General features: G+C 68.0%; 15 protein-coding genes. 6 read left to right on the forward strand and 9 right to left on the reverse strand.

The window, feature by feature from the left end; genetic code table 11:
* Positions 1-58: 58 nt before the first annotated feature.
* The 4 genes from ACZ1A1_RS03055 (at position 59) to ACZ1A1_RS03070 (ending at position 4,209) form a co-directional block, all read left to right on the forward strand.
* Complete coding sequence (locus ACZ1A1_RS03055; protein ID WP_415213801.1) at positions 59-1,099, forward strand: ABC transporter substrate-binding protein; 1,041 nt, start codon at positions 59-61, stop codon at positions 1,097-1,099.
* A gap of 67 nt (positions 1,100-1,166) precedes the next feature.
* The gene (locus tag ACZ1A1_RS03060; protein ID WP_463618706.1) at positions 1,167-2,249 is read left to right on the forward strand and encodes an ABC transporter ATP-binding protein; all 1,083 of its coding nucleotides are present in this window, start codon (positions 1,167-1,169) and stop codon (positions 2,247-2,249) included.
* Positions 2,246-3,424, forward strand: a complete 1,179-nt coding sequence (locus tag ACZ1A1_RS03065) for an ABC transporter permease (protein ID WP_463618707.1) — start codon at positions 2,246-2,248, stop codon at positions 3,422-3,424. The genes ACZ1A1_RS03060 and ACZ1A1_RS03065 overlap by 4 nt, the downstream gene beginning before the upstream one ends.
* Positions 3,425-3,426: 2 nt before the next feature.
* A complete protein-coding gene (locus ACZ1A1_RS03070) occupies positions 3,427-4,209 on the forward strand; it encodes an ABC transporter permease (RefSeq protein WP_119255173.1) in 783 nt (260 codons plus the stop codon).
* A 10-nt stretch (positions 4,210-4,219) separates the two neighbouring features.
* Here the strand turns inward: ACZ1A1_RS03070 and ACZ1A1_RS03075 are convergent, their stop codons facing one another.
* The 9 genes from ACZ1A1_RS03075 to ACZ1A1_RS03115 form a co-directional block, all read right to left on the reverse strand.
* The gene (locus ACZ1A1_RS03075; protein ID WP_463618708.1) at positions 4,220-6,562 is read right to left on the reverse strand and encodes a polysaccharide biosynthesis tyrosine autokinase; all 2,343 of its coding nucleotides are present in this window, start codon (positions 6,560-6,562) and stop codon (positions 4,220-4,222) included.
* 85 nt (positions 6,563-6,647) lie between these two features.
* A complete protein-coding gene (locus ACZ1A1_RS03080) occupies positions 6,648-7,553 on the reverse strand; it encodes a UTP--glucose-1-phosphate uridylyltransferase (RefSeq protein ID WP_463618709.1) in 906 nt (301 codons plus the stop codon).
* Positions 7,554-7,557: 4 nt separating this feature from the next.
* Positions 7,558-8,538, reverse strand: a complete 981-nt coding sequence (locus tag ACZ1A1_RS03085) for a glycosyltransferase family 2 protein (RefSeq protein ID WP_463618710.1) — start codon at positions 8,536-8,538, stop codon at positions 7,558-7,560.
* Positions 8,535-9,458: a glycosyltransferase family 2 protein gene (locus tag ACZ1A1_RS03090; RefSeq protein ID WP_463618711.1), complete on the reverse strand. Its 924-nt coding sequence runs from the start codon at positions 9,456-9,458 to the stop codon at positions 8,535-8,537. The genes ACZ1A1_RS03085 and ACZ1A1_RS03090 overlap by 4 nt, the downstream gene beginning before the upstream one ends.
* Positions 9,455-10,453, reverse strand: coding sequence for a glycosyltransferase family 2 protein (locus tag ACZ1A1_RS03095; RefSeq protein WP_463618712.1), 999 nt, complete (start codon positions 10,451-10,453; stop codon positions 9,455-9,457). The genes ACZ1A1_RS03090 and ACZ1A1_RS03095 overlap by 4 nt, the downstream gene beginning before the upstream one ends.
* Positions 10,443-11,645 (reverse strand): glycosyltransferase family protein, encoded by a 1,203-nt coding sequence (locus ACZ1A1_RS03100; RefSeq protein WP_463618713.1) that lies wholly within the window; start codon positions 11,643-11,645, stop codon positions 10,443-10,445. The genes ACZ1A1_RS03095 and ACZ1A1_RS03100 overlap by 11 nt, the downstream gene beginning before the upstream one ends.
* Positions 11,646-11,658: 13 nt before the next feature.
* A complete protein-coding gene (gene exoK / locus ACZ1A1_RS03105; protein WP_463618714.1) occupies positions 11,659-12,444 on the reverse strand; it encodes an endo-1,3-1,4-beta-glycanase ExoK in 786 nt (261 codons plus the stop codon).
* Positions 12,445-12,446: 2 nt separating this feature from the next.
* On the reverse strand, positions 12,447-13,577 hold the full coding sequence (locus ACZ1A1_RS03110; RefSeq protein WP_463618715.1) for an acyltransferase family protein: 1,131 nt from the start codon (positions 13,575-13,577) through the stop codon (positions 12,447-12,449).
* A gap of 362 nt (positions 13,578-13,939) precedes the next feature.
* Positions 13,940-15,418, reverse strand: a complete 1,479-nt coding sequence (locus ACZ1A1_RS03115; protein ID WP_463618716.1) for a lipopolysaccharide biosynthesis protein — start codon at positions 15,416-15,418, stop codon at positions 13,940-13,942.
* Between the two features lie 122 nt (positions 15,419-15,540).
* On the opposite strand from ACZ1A1_RS03115, the gene ACZ1A1_RS03120 reads away from it, so the two are divergent.
* Together ACZ1A1_RS03120 and ACZ1A1_RS03125 are read left to right on the forward strand one after the other, a co-directional pair.
* The gene (locus ACZ1A1_RS03120; protein ID WP_463618717.1) at positions 15,541-16,500 is read left to right on the forward strand and encodes a glycosyltransferase family 2 protein; all 960 of its coding nucleotides are present in this window, start codon (positions 15,541-15,543) and stop codon (positions 16,498-16,500) included.
* A 17-nt stretch (positions 16,501-16,517) separates the two neighbouring features.
* Positions 16,518-17,444, forward strand: a complete 927-nt coding sequence (locus tag ACZ1A1_RS03125) for a polysaccharide pyruvyl transferase family protein (protein ID WP_463618718.1) — start codon at positions 16,518-16,520, stop codon at positions 17,442-17,444.
* The last annotated feature ends 155 nt before the right edge of the window (positions 17,445-17,599 follow it).

Consider the following 17,599-nt stretch of genomic DNA (forward strand, 5'->3'; position numbering starts at 1 on the left):
GGCCGGTCCGAAAAAACGAAAAAAGGGGAGTACGATGCAGAGCATGAAGACCAAGAGCATGAGGAAGGGCATTCTGACGGCGGCCGTGCTGGCGCTTTCGGCGGGGCTTGCCGCGCCGGCGTTCGCGCGCGACCTCACCGTCGTCTCCTGGGGCGGCAACTACCAGGACGGCCAGCGCGAAATCTACTTCAAGCCCTTCGCGGAAAAGACCGGCAAGCCGGTGCTGGACGAGGCTTGGGACGGCGGCATCGGCGTGCTGCAATCCAAGGTGAAGGCCGGCGCGCCGAACTGGGATGCCGTGCAGGTCGAGGCGGAAGAGCTGGCGCTCGGCTGTGCCGACGGCCTCTACGAGAAGATCGACTGGGACAAGATGGGCGGCAAGGACAAGTTCCTCGATTCGGCCGTCAACGATTGCGGCGTCGGCGCCATCGTCTGGTCCACGGCGATCGCCTATGACGGCGACAAGCTGAAGGAAGGCCCGGCCTCCTGGGCGGATTTCTGGAACGTCGAGAAGTTCCCCGGCAAGCGCTCGCTGCGCAAGGGGCCGAAATACACGCTCGAATTCGCCCTTCTGGCCGACGGCGTGTCGAAGGACGAGGTCTACGACGTGCTGGCGACCGACGAGGGCGTCGACCGCGCCTTCAAGAAGCTCGACGAATTGAAGCCGAACATCGTCTGGTGGGAATCGGGCGCGCAGCCGCTCCAGTTCCTCGCCTCCGGCGAAGTCGCCATGACCTCGGCCTATAACGGCCGCATCACCGGCATCAACCGCACCGAGGGCAAGAACTTCAAGGTCGTCTGGCCGGGCAGCATCTATGCCGTCGACAGTTGGGTCGTGCTGAAGGACGCCGAGAACAAGGACGCCGCGCAGGACTTCATCGCCTTCGCCAGCGAGCCGGACAACCAGGCGAAGCTTCCGCAATATGTCGCCTACGGCCTTCCCGTGAAGGAAGCCGCCGCCAAGGTGCCGCCGGAGCTTGCCAAGGACCTGCCGACCGAACCGGCGAACATGACGGATGCGCTCTCGCTCGATGTCGATTTCTGGATCGACAATTCCGAGGCGCTGACCCAGCGGTTCAACGCCTGGCTCGCCCAGTAAGTCTGCTGCAATTCCGAGGGCGCGGCTTTCCGCGCCCCCGGACGCCGCACGCGCGAGGGAGCACCCGTTGGCCGAATTCATCCGCTTCGACCGCATAACGAAATTCTACGGCGCGCTCTGCGTCGTCGAGAATCTCGACCTTTCCATTGCCAAGGGCGAGTTCGTCAGCCTGCTCGGCCCTTCCGGCTCGGGCAAGACGACGCTGCTGATGATGCTCGCCGGCTTCGAACAGCCGACATCCGGCGCGATCCTCGTCGACGGCCAGGCCGTCAATGACGTGCCGACCCACCGGCGCGACATGGGCGTCGTCTTCCAGAGCTATGCGCTCTTCCCGCACATGACTGTCGGCGAGAACATCGCCTTCCCGCTGCAGATGCGCGGGCTGGGCAAGGCGGAGATCGCCGAGCGCGTGACGCGCGCCCTCGACATGGTGCAGCTTTCCACCATGCGCGAGCGCCGGCCGAGCCAGCTTTCCGGCGGCCAGCAGCAGCGCGTGGCGCTCGCCCGCGCCCTCGTCTTCGAGCCGCGCGTGGTGCTGATGGACGAGCCGCTCGGCGCGCTCGACAAGCAGTTGCGCGAGCAGATGCAGCTCGACATCCGCGACCTGCACCGCCGCCTCGGGCTCACCATCGTCTTCGTCACCCATGACCAGTCCGAGGCGCTGACCATGTCGGACCGCGTCGCCGTCTTCAACAAGGGCAGGATCGAGCAGATCGGCACGCCGCGGCAGGTCTATGACGAGCCGGCCACCCGCTTCGTGGCTGAGTTCATCGGCGAGACCAATCTTCTGGAGGGCGTCGTCGCGCGCGTCGCCGGGGGCGAGGCCGCCGTCCGGCTCGGTTCCGGCGCGGAGATCCTCGCCGCCGCCCCGGCGGAGGTTTCCGCCGGCCAGCCCGTCTTCCTCTCCGTCCGTCCCGAGCGGATCGACCTTGCCGAAACGGCGAGCGGGGCGAACAATTGCCTGGAGACCGAGGTCGCCGATTCCGTCTACCAGGGCGATCACCTGCGCGTGCAGCTTGCCGCCGGCAGCCATCCGCTGATCGCCAAGCTCGGCCGCCGCTCGCGCGAGTTCACGCCCGGTACGAAGGTCTTCGCCGCCTTCTCGGCCGGCGATTGCCGCGTCATCCTGCCGCCGGGGCAGGTGTCATGAGCGCCGGGCGCTCCCGCGCGGGGCGTTCGGTCCTGCTGATCGCGCCGCTCGTGGCCTTTCTCGTCGCCTTCTTCGTCTGGCCGCTGTTCAGCATGATGTCGCAGTCGGTTTCCGACACGGCGGTGCTGCGCCTCCTGCCGCAGAGCGCCGAGGTGCTGGCCGGCTGGGACCGCAAGTCGCCGCCGACGCCGCAGATGCAGGCAGCGCTGATCGCCGACCTCAAGGCGGTGGACGACCAGCAGGCGCTCGGCGACATGGTGCGCCGCCTCAACAGCGCCCGTTCGGGCTTCCGCACGCTGATGTCGAAGACGACGGCGGCGCTCGCCGATCCCGCCGGCCCGCCGGTCGATCTCGCCGCGGTCGACAAGCGCTGGGAAAGGCCCGAATTCTGGCTCGCCATCGCCGATGCGCTCTCGCCGCTCACCGACCGCAACCTTCTGGCCGCCGTCGATCTCGGCCGCAATGCCGACGGCCATATCGAGCAGCTTCCGCCGGACCAGTCGGTCAACCGGGTGATCCTGGTTCGCACCTTCTGGATTTCGGCGCTCGTCACCTTCGCCTGCATGTGCATCGGCTATCCCTATGCCATCATCGCCGCCTCGCTGACGGGCTGGAAGCGCGACCTGATGCTGGCCGCCGTGCTGCTGCCGCTGTGGACCTCGCTTCTGGTGCGCACCGCCGCCTGGTTCATCCTCCTGCAGGAAAAGGGACTCATCAACGACCTCCTGCAATGGCTCGGGCTCACGAGCGCGCCGCTGCCGCTGATCTTCAACCGCACCGGCGTGATCATCGCCATGACCCATGTGCTGCTGCCCTTCATGGTGCTGCCGATCTATTCGGTGCTGATCACCATTCCGAAGAACCTGATGCCGGCGGCCGCCTCGCTCGGCGCGCCGCCGCTGCGCGCCTTCCTGCGCGTGCTCCTGCCGCTCAGCCTGCGAGGCGTCGCCTCCGGCGGCCTCCTCGTCTTCATCTCGGCCATCGGCTACTACATCACGCCGGCGCTGATCGGCGGGCCGGGCGACCAGATGATCTCCTCGATCATCGCCTTCTACGCCACCGGCTCGGCCAACTGGGGCATGGCGGGCGCGCTCGGCGTCGTGCTGCTCATCGCAACGCTCGCGCTCTACACCGTCTACGCCCGGCTTTCGGCCGACGAGCCGGGGAGGCGCTGACCATGCCGATGCGCCTTGCCCGCCTCACTTTCGCAACGCTCGCCATCCTCTTCCTGGTGGCGCCGCTCGTCGCCATCCTGCCGCTCGCCTTCACCTCGAGCGTCATCCTCACCTATCCGGTACCCGCCTGGTCGATGCGCTGGTTCACGGAGCTGTTCACCGCCGATGCCTGGCAGCGGGCGATCGTCAACAGCCTGATCGTCGGCACGGGCACGACGCTGCTCGCCACGACGCTCGGCACGGCCGCCTCGCTCGGCCTGCGCAACCGGACGCTCTTCATGCGCGGCACCTTCCGCACGCTCTTCCTCTTGCCGATGGTCGTGCCGGCCGTGGTGCTCGGCGTCGGCATGCAGGTGCTGCTCGCCCGCTTCGGCCTCACCAACAGCTATGCCGGGGTCATCATCGCGCATACCGTCGTCGCCGTGCCTTTCGTGGTGGTCAGCGTCACCGGGGCGCTCGCCGGCATCGACGGGCGGGTGGAGCTTGCGGCGGAAAGCCTCGGCGCATCGCCGGTCACGGTCTTTCGCCGGGTGACGCTGCCGCTCGCGATGCCGGGCGTGCTGTCGGGCGCGGTGCTCGCCTTCGCCACCTCGCTCGACGAGGTGGTGCTGACGCTCTTCGTCGCCGGCCCCAACCAGCGCACGCTCGCCCGGCAGATGTTCTCCAGCATCCGCGAGAATATCAGCCCGGCCATCGCGGCGGCGGCCTTCCTCTTCATCGCCGCGACGATCCTCATCGGCCTTGCCGTGGTGCTGTCCCGCTCCATGCTGGCACGGCGCAGGTGAAACCGCCGCCCTATCTGCGGGCGGCGGCCTCCATGTTGTCGGTATAGTACTGGTCGTAGAGGTCGCGGTACTTTTCCGCCGCGCCCGCATCGCTGTAGCGGGCAAGGGCGGCCATGTCCGTCTTGTTGAGCACGACGCCGAGCGTCTTGGCCTCGATGCGGTGCTCGGCGGCAAGCAGGTCGCGCACGAGGTTCGACGGCGTCTTGCCCCATTCCACGACGAAGAGGAAGCCGTCCGCCAGCGGCTCGAAGGCCTTGGCGTCGACGACCGGGCCGACGGGCGCGAGGTCGACGATCACGTAGTCGAACGCCTGCCGCGCCTCGTCCAGCAATTGCTTCATGGCGGGCGAGCTGATCAGCTCGTTGCCGTCGTGGCGGCGGGCCACGTCCTTGCCGAGCGCGATGGGCAGGATGGTGAGCTGCGAGCGCCGGTCCGTCTTGACCGCCTGCGTCCAGGGAATTTCGCCGCTCACCGCCTCGATGAGGCCGACCTGCGGGGCAGGCTTCATCATGGCGCTGAGGCCCGGCCGGCGCACGTCGGCATCGATCAGCAGCGTGCGCTTGCCGCTGATGGCGAGAAGCGCGGCAAAATTGGTGGCGACCGTCGACTTGCCCTCGCCGGGCAGTGCCGAGGTGACGCCGATCACCCGGCTTTCGCGGCCGGTCAGCATGGTCTCGCTGGTCAGCTTGGCGTTGCGCAGGGTTTCGGCGAAGGCCGAGCGCGGCGCGTCGAGCACGATGCGCGTCATGCGTTCCAGCGGTATGTCCTCGTCCGCCTCGCCCGGCGCGGGCTCGGCCTTCACCGCCTTCGCGCCGATCATGGCGGGCTTGCGCTTCTTCTGCCCGCCGACGAGCGGCAGGTAGCCGAGCGGCTTCAGGCCGAGGATCGTGCGCACGTCGTTCTCCAGCCGGAAGGCGCGCTCGCGCAGCTCCTGCACGAAGGTCAGCGCCCCGCCGGCCATGAGGCCGAGCACCAGCGAAAGGCCGAGCACCAGCGTCTTCTTCGGGCTCGACGGCGCGGTCGGCACGCCGGCATCGGAGATCACCCGCGCCTTGGCGATGGGGAAGGACTGCTTCTGCGAGGCCTGCTCGAAGCGGCTGAGATAGGATTCGGAAAGCGCCTTGAGGGCCGTCGCCTTCTGCTCCAGTTCGCGCAGGCGCACCGAGGAGCGGTTCGCCACGGCATTGCTGCCGGCGACCTTGTCGATGTTCTCGCGCAGCGACGTTTCCCGCGAGCGGGCGACCTCGTATTCGTTGCGGTAGCTGGCGGTGAGCTGCTGGAGCTCGCGGTAGATCTGCCCGGCAAGGTCTTCCTTCTCGGCCCTGAGCGCTGCCGCCTGCGGATGGTCCGCGCCGAAATTCTGCGTGATGTCCTGCGCGCGCTTGACGACGGAATTGTAGCGCTCGCGCAGCTCCTGAAGCACCGAGCCGCCCGCCTGCTGCGTCGGGATCGAGGCGTTGTCGACGGCCTTGTCCGGCCCCTGTTCGACGATGGCCTTGAACTGGGCATAGCGTGCCGAGGCGCTTGCGGCGTCCGCCTGCGCCAGGATCAGCTGGCTGTTGAGATCGGCGAGCTGCTGCTCGGACATCAGTTCGCCGCGCGCCGTGGTGAGGCCGTTCTCGTCGCGGTAGCGCTCGACCTCCAGCGCGGCGTCCTGCGCGCGGGCCTGGATGTCGGTGAGGCGCTCCTGCAGCCAGGTCGAGGCCTGTTCCGTCGCGGTGAAATTGGCGCTGAGCTGGTCTTCGAAAAAGGCTTCGGCATAGCGCTTGGTGATCGCGGCAGCGAGCTGCGGGTCGGTCGAGCGGAAGGAGACGGCGAGCACGGCGCTGCGGCCGGCGCGCTCCACCGTCAGGGATTGCTGCAGCGTGGCGGCGGCCTTCTCGCGCCGCCCGTTCGCCAGCGCCTCTTCCGGGACGTCCGGGCCGGAGGACGTCAGGGCCTTCGCCCAGCCCTTGACCATGGCGACGGGCGATTGCGGCGGGTTGAGGATGGTCTCGTTGTCGGAAAGCTTCAGGTCGTCGACGACGCGCAGCGCCAGCCGGCCGGATTTCAGGATCTCGGCGGCGCTCGATATGCGCATGTCGATCTGCTGGCTGCTCTGCGGCGAGGGTTCGCTCTCCTCGGCATAGCGCGACAGGTCCTCGTCGAGCAGGATCTGCGTCTGCGAGGTATAGACGGGCGTCGCGAACAGGAGATAGGCGATACCGAGCGCCACGGCGAGCGCCACCGAGAGCCCGATCAGCCGGGCCCGGCGGACGAGGATCGCCAGCAGGCGGTTGAGGTCGATGAAGGAATCGGAAGGGTCCGGTTCCCGTCGCAGGATGCTGCTGTGCGGTACGGTGCGTTGATGCATGGGGCTCCGTTCTGCCTTTCGGCGCGATGAAAAGCTTTCCTCCCCGGATGCGGCTCCGGACTGGAACCGGCCCGGAGCCACGGGATTATGCCGCGCGAATCCGGCCCTCGTGCGACAAGACCATGTCGCGCAGGGATTCGTAGACGGCCGCGCCGATATCCGGGCGGGCGAGCGCGAAGGCGACATTGGCCTCGATGAAGCCGTGCTTCGAGCCGCAATCGTAGGTCCGCCCCTCATAGGGATGGGCGTGGAAGGGCTGCGTCTCGGAGAGCTTCAGCATGCTGTCGGTGAGCTGGATCTCGTTGCCCGCGCCGCGCTTCTGGCGGGCGAGATGGCCGAAGACTTCCGGCTGGAGGATGTAGCGGCCGTTGAGGAAAAGGTTGGACGGCGCTTCGCCCGCCTTCGGCTTTTCCACCATATGGGTGACGGCGAAGCCATGGCGCACGGCCGCGCCCTTGCCGACGATGCCGTATTGCGAGGCCTCTTCCGGCGCGCATTGCTCGACGCCGACGACATTGCCGCCGACCTCCTCGTAAAGCTCCATCAGGCCCGCCATGCAGCCGCGCGCACCGAAGGAGATCATGTCGGGCAGGAGCAGCGCGAAGGGCTCGTCGCCGATGAGGTCGCGGGCGCACCAGACGGCATGGCCGAGGCCGAGTGGCGCCTGCTGGCGCGTGAAGCTCACCGAGCCGGCGGCCGGCAGCAGCTCGCTGAGTTCGCTCACCTTCTCGTCCTTGCCGGATTTCTCCAGCGCGGCGACGAGTTCCGGCGTGTCGTCGAAATGGTCCTCGATGACCTGCTTGTTGCGGCTGGTGACGAAGACGACATGCTCGATGCCGGCCTCGCGCGCCTCGTCGAGGGCATATTGCACGACGGGCCGGTCGACGATGGTCAGCATTTCCTTGGGCATGGCCTTGGTGGCGGGCAGGAAGCGGGTTCCGTTGCCGGCGACGGGGATGACGGCCTTGCGGACGGTCTTGGTTCGCACCATGGAATTATCCTTTGTTCTTGAGCGGCTGGCCGGATGCGGCCGCCGCATGGGACGCCGGGGACGCCGTCAGGCGGCGCCACCGGGCAGCGATCGGCATGGAAAGATGCCGGAGCGCGACGGGATCGCCGAGCGCCACCTTGAGGGCGGGCCCGAGCGAGCGGTTCTTGAGATGCCGGACGAGGGCGAGGAAGGCGCGGGCCTCCTCAAGGCTACGCGTGCGGCGGCGTTGCGCCGCCATGGCCTCGCCCTGCAGCGGGAAGCGGGCGAGGAACCGCCGGTCGCCGGCAAGCATGGCCTCGACATGGTGGAGATGCAGCACGCGGGAGATCGAGGTCTCGCGGATATGGTAGAGATAGCCGGCCTCGGGCACGACGGCGCAGCGCCCGCCGGCGGCGAGCACGGCGGCGAGCAGCAGGTAATCCTCGCCGATCCTCAGCGCCTCGTCATAGGCGAGGCGGTTGTCTTCGAGGAAGGTGCGGCGGAAGACCGGCTTCATGTAGCCGAAATTATGCGTGGCGCGGAAAATCCGGTTGGAATCGATGAAGGCCGGCAGCGTCAGCTGCGGCGTGGCGGCAAGAAGGTCGCGGGGGAACATCCGTGTGCTCCGGCCGTCGCCATGCAGCACGTCGATATTGTCGACCGCCGCGGCGGCGCCCTGCCTTTCGGCCGCGTCGATCATGCGGCGAAGGCGGTCCGGCCGCATCGTGTCGTCGGCGTCGAGCACGGCGATCCAGCGGCCGCGGGCGGCGGCAAAGCCCGCATTGCGTGCGCCGCCGGGACCCTTGTTGCTGTCGAGTGGTACGAGCCGCACGGCCGGCGCGCGGAGCGTGGTGACGGCCTCGCGCGTCGTGTCGGCCGAGCAGTCGTCGGCGACGATCACCTCCACCGTCACGCCTTCCTGCGCCAGCGCGCTGCGGATGGCGCGCTGGATGGTGTCGGCCGCGTTGTAGGCGGCGATGACGATGCTGACGTCGGGTTCCGTCATGGCGCCGTCTCCAGCTTGCCATAGGGCTCGATGGCACGGGTGCCGAAGAGCCCGCCGACCGCGCCGGCATGGAGAAGCCCGCGCAGCAGGAAACGGTTGCGGCGCACCGGCGAGAGGGCGAAGGCCGTGGCGCCGGCAAGGCAGGCCGTGCATTTCGCGGCGGCAAGGCCGGCAGCGCTCAGCCGGGCGGCACCCTCGTGCCGCGCGGCGAGCAGCCGGCCGTGGGTCTGCCCCATGCGCAGCCGGCGCTGCGCCAGCCAGGAGAAGCGGGCGCGGGAGGCCGGAACCGGCTCCTCCACCCAGGCATCCTCGGCAAAGGCGATGCGGCCGCCGGCCGCGTGGACGGCGGTGAAGAAGGCGGTGTCCTCGCCGCCGCTCCGCCCGAGCGCAAGGTCGAAGCGCCGGCCGGCGATGGAGGGGGCGGCAAGGCGCATCAGCACGTTGCAGGTATAGCCGGTGCGGATTTCGCCGTTCACCCAGACGGGGCGCGTGGCGTGGAAGTCGCCACTGCGCATCCAGCCGGGCGCGTCCGGCCCGTAGAGCGCGCGCACCGGGCCGAGCACCACGTCGGCGCGGCTTCTTTCCGCCGCCGCGAGCAGCCGGTCGAGCCAGAGCGGGTCCACCATCTCGTCGTCGTCGACGAAGGCGATGAAGTCGGCGTCCGTATAGTCGAGGCAGGCATTGCGGGCGATGGAGATGTTGCCGGCCGGGCAATGCACATAGACGATATCCGTCGGCAGCAGCGGCACGGCGGCCTCGACGCGGGGGCGGGCGCTCGGCTCCATGTCGTTGTCGGCGACGATGACGCCGAGGCGCACGCCGGCCGGAACGATCAGCTTCGAGAGCGAGGCGAGCGTCTCGCTCAGCGCCGGGCGGCGGAAGGTGCAGACCGCGATGTCGATGCGAAGCGGCGCCGTCATGCGAAGGCCCTCCGCTGGCGGATGTCGAGCAGCTCGCGCCAGAAGCCGGCCGACCAGGCGAAATGCATGATCATGGCGGAGACGGCGGCGAGCGGGCCGTAGGGATTGCGCTCGCCGAGCGCCATCCACGCGCCGTAGCCCATGCAGGCGGCGGCCCAGAGCACGAAGGGCACGGCGGCGATCCAGGTGATCGCCGCGAGGCAGGCACCGGCGGCGACCGGGGCGACCATCAGCGGCAGGAGCTGGCGCAGGCCGGGGCGCGCGCGGTGCTTCAGGAGATTGCGCGCCCGGCCGCGGCCATAGCCGAAATACTGCCGGAAGAGCGGCAGGGCGCTTGAGCGCGGGTAATAGACCATGCTGGTGCGCGCCGTCATCCAGACGCGGTAGCCGGCCTGGTGAAGCCGGTAGTCGTATTCGGCATCCTCGTTGGCGGTGAAGGTCTCGTCATAGCCGCCGACCGCGCGGAAGGCGGATATGCGCATCAGCGCGTGGTGGCCGTGGTCCGCCCAGTGGCTTTCCGCGCCTGCCCTATGCTTGGCCCCGCCATTGCCGAGCACGGAATTCTGCGCGAAGGCGGTCGCCTTCTGGAAGGCGCCGAAGCCGACGGTCCGCATGGCGACGACGACGGAATCCGCCCCGGTCTCCAGCGCATCCTCCACCAGCACGCGGCAATAGCCGTCAGGATAGGTGCCGTGCGCGTCGATGCGTATGAGATAGTCGTGCTCGACGCCGAAGGTGGCGACGGCGAGGTTGATCGCCGCGCTCTGGATGCGCTTCGGATTGTCGAGAACATGCATGTCCGGCACGCTTGCGGCGAGGCGGCGGGCGATGTCGAGCGTGCCGTCCGTGCTGCCGCCGTCGACGACGACGAGCGTCGCGTTGAGGTCGCAGAGCGTGGGTTCGAGATGGCGGACCAGCGGCTCCAGGTAACGCGCCTCGTTGAGGCAGGGAATCACGATCAGGCAACGCACGGATGCGGCGGCGTCAGCGGTCATGGCAATCCACCTTGTTTGTCGCGAGGGAGGGAAGAGGGGCGAACGCCGCCGCCTGCCCGGCCGGCCGGCGAAGGGCGGCGAGGCGCTGGACGAAGGCGGCGCAGTCGGCGCGGTCGAGCACCCAGGGACGCGCGCCGAGCCTGGCGAGATCGGCGTGCAGCGCCTCATAAGTGGCGGCGTCGAAGTCGGCGAAGCGGCCGGCGAGGGTTTCGGGACGGTCGTCGGAAAGCGAAATGCCGATGCCGCGCTCGCGGGCGAGCCGCGCCGTCTCGGTCCCTTCGAGGACGATGGGCAGCGCCCCGTGCCGGCAGCCTTCATAGAGGCGGTTCGGCAGCAGCCAGAGCGAGTTCCGGCCTTCCTCGAAGAAGTCGATGGCCCAGGTGAAATCGACCGCGCCATAGATGGCGGGCAGGTCTTCCGGGTTGCGATAGGGGCCTTCGAAACGGATGAAGGGCTCGCGGGCGATGCGGCCGTCGAAATCGTCGAATTCGGAATAGGCGGGCCGCCCGCACAGCACCACCTCGAAGCGCCCCTCCATCCGCCGGGTGAAGGCGGAGAGGAGATCGAGTGACTTGCGGCAGCGGATCGCGCCGAACCAGCCGATGCGCCAGGGTTCTCCAGCAGGGCGCGTGCGGACGGGAAGGTCCGCCTCGCCGTCGAGCTCCAGCACCTTGTTCTCCAGCAGGTGGAAGGGGGCGCGGATGCCGGAAAGCGGCTTGAAATAGTGCTCGATAAAAGCCGGCGAGCTGGTGACGACGAGGCCCGCCTTGCGGCCGAAATGGCGCTCCGCCCCCCGCAAGGCCCGCCCGACCATGCCGCCCCGCAGCAGCAGGCGGTGGATGTCGAGGCATTCATAGGCGATGGGGACAGTGCCGAAGCGGGACGAGGCGCGGCCCGCCAGCGCCAGCATTTCGAGGTTGCGGGCGAGGATGACGTCCGGCCGCGGGATGCCGGCGAGCTTGCTGGAAAGCGTCGCCGCCGCACCGGCGACCGCCAGGAGGCGCTGGCCGAAGCGGGCATCCTTCGTCGCGCCCAATTGCACGGGCGTGATGCCCTCAATCCCGGCAAGCCGGTTCTCGCCGCGGCGGAAGCCGGCGAGCGTCACCGAAGCGCCGCCCGCCTGCAGCATCAGCACCCGCCGGCGCACGGCGGGATCGGACAGATCGTGGACGAGATAGAGGACCTGAAGCATCGGCGCCGTCCGCTCAGTTCACGAGGCAGGCGACGGAACCGTCGAACTGGCAGGGCTCGCCTTCGGCGGTGAAGGCGATACGCTCCACCTCCATCGTCGCCGGCCCTGTAAAGGCGAAGCGGCCCATCCAGCCGGACAGCGTGTCGGTGCCCCAGAGCGACAGGAAGATCTTCTGCGCATGGGTGGGCAGCTTCGTGGCGTCCGTCACCTCCTGCACGAGCGTGCCGTTCACGTAGTAGGCGAGGCGCTCCTTCCGCCAGACGAAGGCATAGTCGTTGAAGCCGCCGTCGGCCCCGCCCGGAACGGGGACCAGCTTCTCGTTGCCGCCCTTGCCGGCGATATACTGGTTGACCTGCACGCGGGACGTATCCTTGCCCAGGACCTCGAAGTCGATCTCGTCGTGCGGTTTCTTGTCGGTCGGGCCGATATAGCTGAAGAAGGCCGAGTTGAGGCCGGAACCCGTCGCCGACTTCATGCGCACCTCATAGGTGCCGTAGCCGTAGCGCTTCAGGGTCTGGATCTCGCCGCAGGCATACTGGCGGTCGCCGGCCGGCTTGGCGTCGAAGGAGAGCGCGAGCTTGCCGCCCTCCACCTTCACGGAATCCTTCGACCACGTGCAGTTCTGGTGCGCGCCGTTGTTCCAGCCGTCGGAGATATACCAGCGGGAGGTGTCGAGCCGGTCGAATTCCTCGACGAAGGACGTGCCGTTCGCGCTGTCCTGGGCGGAAAGGGGGCTTGCGGCGGCAAGCGCTACGAGAAGGGCGGATGCCGTGAGGGTGATCTTCGGGGAAACGGTCATGGTCACCTCCTTTGGGCGATGGAACCGGCGGGCTCCATCTCCGGATGCGGGTGTCGCCCGGCCGCGGGCTGCTTGCGCTGGCCCGTGCGGCGGCCGGTGAGGATGGCGTGCAGCGCCGGCAAAAAGCGCCGCGTGGCCGCGTGGGTGGAAACGAGGATGGCAAGCGCAAGGACCGGGCTTGCCGCGTAGAACAGCGGGTAGTGGGCGATGCCGAGCCGGTTCCAGATCATCCAGAACAGGACGAGCAGCGGATAATGGCCGCAGAAGATCCAGAAGCTGAGCCCGCCGAGCCGCGCCAGCGCCTTTCCGGCGCGCGTGCGGATGAGCAGCGCCGAGAAGGCCCATGCGCCGAAGATGCCGGCGATGGCCGCAAGGCCGCGCAGCATGTCAAGCCAGACGGGGAATTCCGGGCCATAGGCATAGAGCGCGGCCGACAGCCCCAGCGCCATCGCCAGCACGGCGAGCGTCACCGGCAGGGCGAAGCGGTCCATGCGGCGGATATCGATGTGGTGGAGGGCCATCGTAACGCCGAAGCTGAAGCCGAAGAGGATGGATTTCTTCAGGAAGATGCCGTTCGGCAGCGGCAGCACCGCATAGGCCAGCATCAGGGCGAGCGCGATGCGCGGATAGCGCAGGACCGCGAGCGCGATCAGCGGCGACAGGACGAGGCAGAGCAGCAGGTCGCGCAGGAAATAGAGCGGGATGTCGATAGGCCAGCTCTCGACGGCGAGGCCGAGATTCATCAGCTCGCGCGGCGTGGCGTTGACGACATCGGGCAGGTAGCCGAAGCCGATGCCGCGCGACTGCGCCAGATAGACGAGGGCGAGGAAGGCCGTGTTCCAGAGAAGGAAGGGCAGGAGGATGGTCGATGCCTTGGTGCGCAGCGTCCGGCGGTAATCGAAGGCCTCGATGCCGCGATGGAAGAGCAGGTAGCCGGAGATGGCGGAAAGGCAAGGCACGCCGATGCGGAAGAGGCTGTCCGCCAGGAACACCCGCGGCCAGTCGAGCCCGCCGAACGTGCCCGCATAGGGGCTCGTCGCCGGATCGTAGGGAACATGCACGAAGATGATCCCGGTGATCAGCACGATGCGCATCATGTTGATGCGTGCCGAAACGGTCGCGTCGATCTGCACGGTTCCGTCACCCCTCTGGTGGGCCGCCGGTGGGGCGGCTTTCAAGCGAATGAGGCGTGAGCCCCGTGAAGAGGAGTTTGGGTGACGGGGCGGCGGAAAATATGGCAACGCAGCAAATTCGTCAGTGCGGCCGGTTGCATTGCAGCATATCGCGCGGAATTGCATGCCGGCGGAAATACACGCTCACATATGCGTGAGGGAAATGTGAAGACCTGTGCTTCAATACTTTGAAGCTTATTCGAAATTACTGATGTATCCGCAATTTCTGGGTGAAGGCGGCGTCGAATTTTTTTGCCTTTGCCATGCCGATTCTCCGCGAGACTGCGGTAATTCCGGCCGCCGGGCCTCGAAATGGGGCAGGCTCAAGGCAGGCTGGCGACGGCGGAGGCGCGGGGACGGCGCACCATGTCGAGGAGCTTTCGCAGCAGCGGCCGCTCGGTGAGAAGGGTGAGGACCGCATAGATCACGCCGCCGAGCGCGATGCCGATGGCGACCTGCAGGACGGGATGGAAATGCGGCGCGAGATAGTGATTGAGCGCGTAGCGCACGGCGAGCGCCATCAGCGCGGCGGTGAGCATGGGGCGGATCGAGCGGTAGAAGCCGGACAGGAATGGCGTCCCGTCCGCCCGGAACACCACCTGCGAATAGCCGACGAGCACGACGGCATTGACGAGGCAGAGGGCGACCATCGCCTCGATGAGCGTGCCGCCATAGGCGCCGTAGGCGACGGCGGCGGTGGTCGCCACGGCGCGGCCGACCGCCCACCAGAAGAGCGCCCCGCCATGGCCCGAGCCCTTGAGATAGGGGATGAAGGTACTGCACGGCGTCAGCAGCCCCTTGGAGAGTGCCAGAAGGCCGAGCACCGGCCAGGCGGCCGCCCATTGCGGGCCGAAGAGCAGCAGCATGGAAGGCTCGGCCAGCGCCCACAGGCCGAACATCATCGGCGCGAGCAGGAGCGTCGTCACCTGCGTGCTGAGCATCAGCGCCTGCGAGCGGCGCTCGCGGTCGTGCATCATCGCGCTGAAGGCGGGGAAGAGCACGCCCATGACGCCGGACAGCACCACCTGGTTGGGAATGCTGGAAAAGCGGTTGGCGGCGGAATAGGCGCCGGCATCGGCAAGGCCGAGGAAGCGCGAGATCACCACCATGGGCGACTGGAAGGTGACGAAATTGGCGACCTCCGAGCCCATCAGGCCGAGGCTGAAGCGCGTCAGCCGCACGACGCTCGCCGCATGGAAGCGAAAGCGCGGCAGGTAGCGCGAGACGAAGAAGAGGCCGGCAAGCCGGATGACCCCGGCGACGAAGAGCTGGGCGACCAGCGCGAAGACGCCGAAGCCGGCGATGGCGAGGATGACCGCCGCGATGGCGGCGAGCGATTCGGAGATCATGCTCCACAGCGCGTCGCGGCTGAACTGCATGCGCCGGGCGACCAGCGCATAGGCGACGTCGCCGGCAAGCTGCAACGGGATGAGCAGGCACATGATCCGGAGCAGCCAGGCCGCATCCGCCGCGCCGAACCAGTCGGCCAGCGGTTCGGCGAAGACATAAAGCCCCGCCGCCATCAGGCAGGCGAAGCCGAGATTGGCCCAGAAGACCGAGTGGATCGTCTCCCGTTCCTCCCTCGGTTCGAGGATGAGGGCGGAGGCGAGACCCGCCCCGCCGATCATGGCGAGGAACTGCACGACCGCGAGCGCGACGGCCACCGCGCCGAACTCTTCGGGCGTCAGGAGCCGGGCGAGAATGGGCACGGTGACAAATTTAAGCCCGAATGTGCTTGTCTTGGATAGGACGCTCCAGCCGACGTTTCGCGTTACCGACTTCGCGTTGACGGACTGGGACATGGGTGGATTCCGCTTCACAAAAGGAGCCTGGACGAGACGAAAAGCCTGCGCCGGAAACGGCCGCGCCCCGGTGGGAGGAGACCAGACGAACCTCTTTCTAGAGAAACCACAGGGACGAAAAGATGGCGAAGCTGACAGTTATCATCCCCTTCTACCAGAAGGAGCCGGGCATCCTGAGGCGTGCGCTCACGTCCGTTTTTGCTCAAGGGTTCAACGACTTCGACGTCATTGTCGTCGATGATGAATCCCCCTATCCGCCCGATGGCGATCTGATCGACTTTTGCGAGGCGGAGCAGGCGCGCGTGCGCGTCATACGCCAGGAGAATGCCGGGCCGGGCGGCGCGCGCAACACCGGGCTCGACCATGTTCCGGCGGCGAGCGACTTCGTCGCCTTCCTTGATTCGGACGATACCTTGGCGCCCGATCACCTCGCGATCGCCCATGCCGCGATGACGCATTTTTCCGCCGATTGCTATTTCGCCTCGATCACCGGGGGCGATGCCTTCTACTATCATTTCGGGGTTGAGGACCTCGAAAAGACGGAGGCGACGGTACGTCTCAATGACGATCCGCTGCTGATCGAGATTCCCGATCTCACGCAGGTCATGCTGAAGAACTGGAGCTTCCTGCACCTGTCCGCCATGGTCATCGCCCGGCCGGTCTTCGAGCGGGTGCGCTTCGACGCGGCGCTGAGGCTTGCGGCCGAGGACGTGCTGTTCTTCTGCGACTGCGTGCTCGCCGCGCGGCGGGTGGTGCTGAGCGGTGCGGCGGGCGCGGTGCGCGGGGAAGGGATCAATATCTTCCACGGCGTCGACAACGATTCGCCGCAGTTCCTTCGCCAGCAGTTCAATACCTGGGTGGCGCTCGACCGGCTGGAGAGCCGCTTCGCCGAGCGCCCCGCCGAGGTCGCCTCGCTGCGCTCCTACAAGCAGACGGCGCGCCGGCAGGCGCTCTGGAGCCAGGCCCGGCGCGTCAAGCGCCGCAAGCTGCCGCAATTCGACATGCTGGCCCGCTGGGCGATGCGCGATCCGCGCATTCTCGCGAGCGCCGTCGGGCTTGCCGTCGGCAAGTTCTCCCGCTGAACTGACAGGAGTTTTGGATGAAGCCCTATTACTGGGAATCGCAGCACGGCAATTTCGGTGACGACCTCAATCTCTGGCTCTGGGATTTCCTGCTGCCGGGGTTCCGCGAGGCGCATGAGGACGTGCTGCTCGTCGGCGTCGGCACGGTGCTGAACAGCGCGCTCCTGCCGAAGGAGGGCCGCAAGCTCGTGCTCGGCAGCGGCTTCGGCTACGGTACGCTGCCGGACATGCGCGACCGGGAGCTCTGGGACGTGCGCTGCGTGCGCGGCCCGCTGACCGCCGGGAAGGTCGGCGTGCCGGAGGAACTCGGCATCGTCGATCCGGCGGTGCTGGTCGCCGACATGCCGGAATTCGCGAACCAGCCGAAGCGGCATAAATGCGCCTTCGTGCCCCATTGGGAATCGGCGGTGGCCGGGCTGTGGCCGGTCGTCTGCGCGACGGCGGGCATTCACTATATCGACCCGCGCGGCGAGGCGAAGGACGTGATCGGCGAGATCGCCGCCTGCGAGCTGATCATCGCCGAATCCATGCACGGCGCGATCCTCGCCGATGCCTTCCGCGTGCCCTGGGTGGCGGTCAGCACCTCGGCCAATATCAACGGCTTCAAGTGGCGCGACTGGGCCGCGACGGTCGGCGTCGACCCGACCGCCCGGCGCATCCCGATCTCCACCCGCGCCGAGGCCATCATCAAGGGCGCCCGCTTCTGGGGCGTCGATTACGAGGGCGCGGAGCAGGCCACTGGCCGCGGCGCCGTCGCCGTCGCGCAGGCCGCGCCCCGCTCCGGCCTGCGCAGCGCCGCCAAGCAGGTCCTCGCCGCGCCTTCGACGCTGGCTCTGTGGCAGGCGAGCCGGGCGGAGCCGCAGCTCAGCACGGATGCGCGTCTTTCGGAACGGAAGGCGCGGCTTTACGCGGTGCTGGAAGGCGTGCGGCGGGACTATCTCTGAGGAATAAGACGGCCCTTGAGGCACGACCTCGCCCCATCACCTTCTCCCCGCTTGCGGGGAGAAGGTGCCGGCAGGCGGATGAGGGGCGTTTGCTGCGCCCACCTACCCGCTATGGCTGAGGTTCCGGCTGCCGTTCCGCCCCTCATCCCGCTGCC

Source organism: Shinella sp. R2-11 (genome assembly GCF_055330205.1).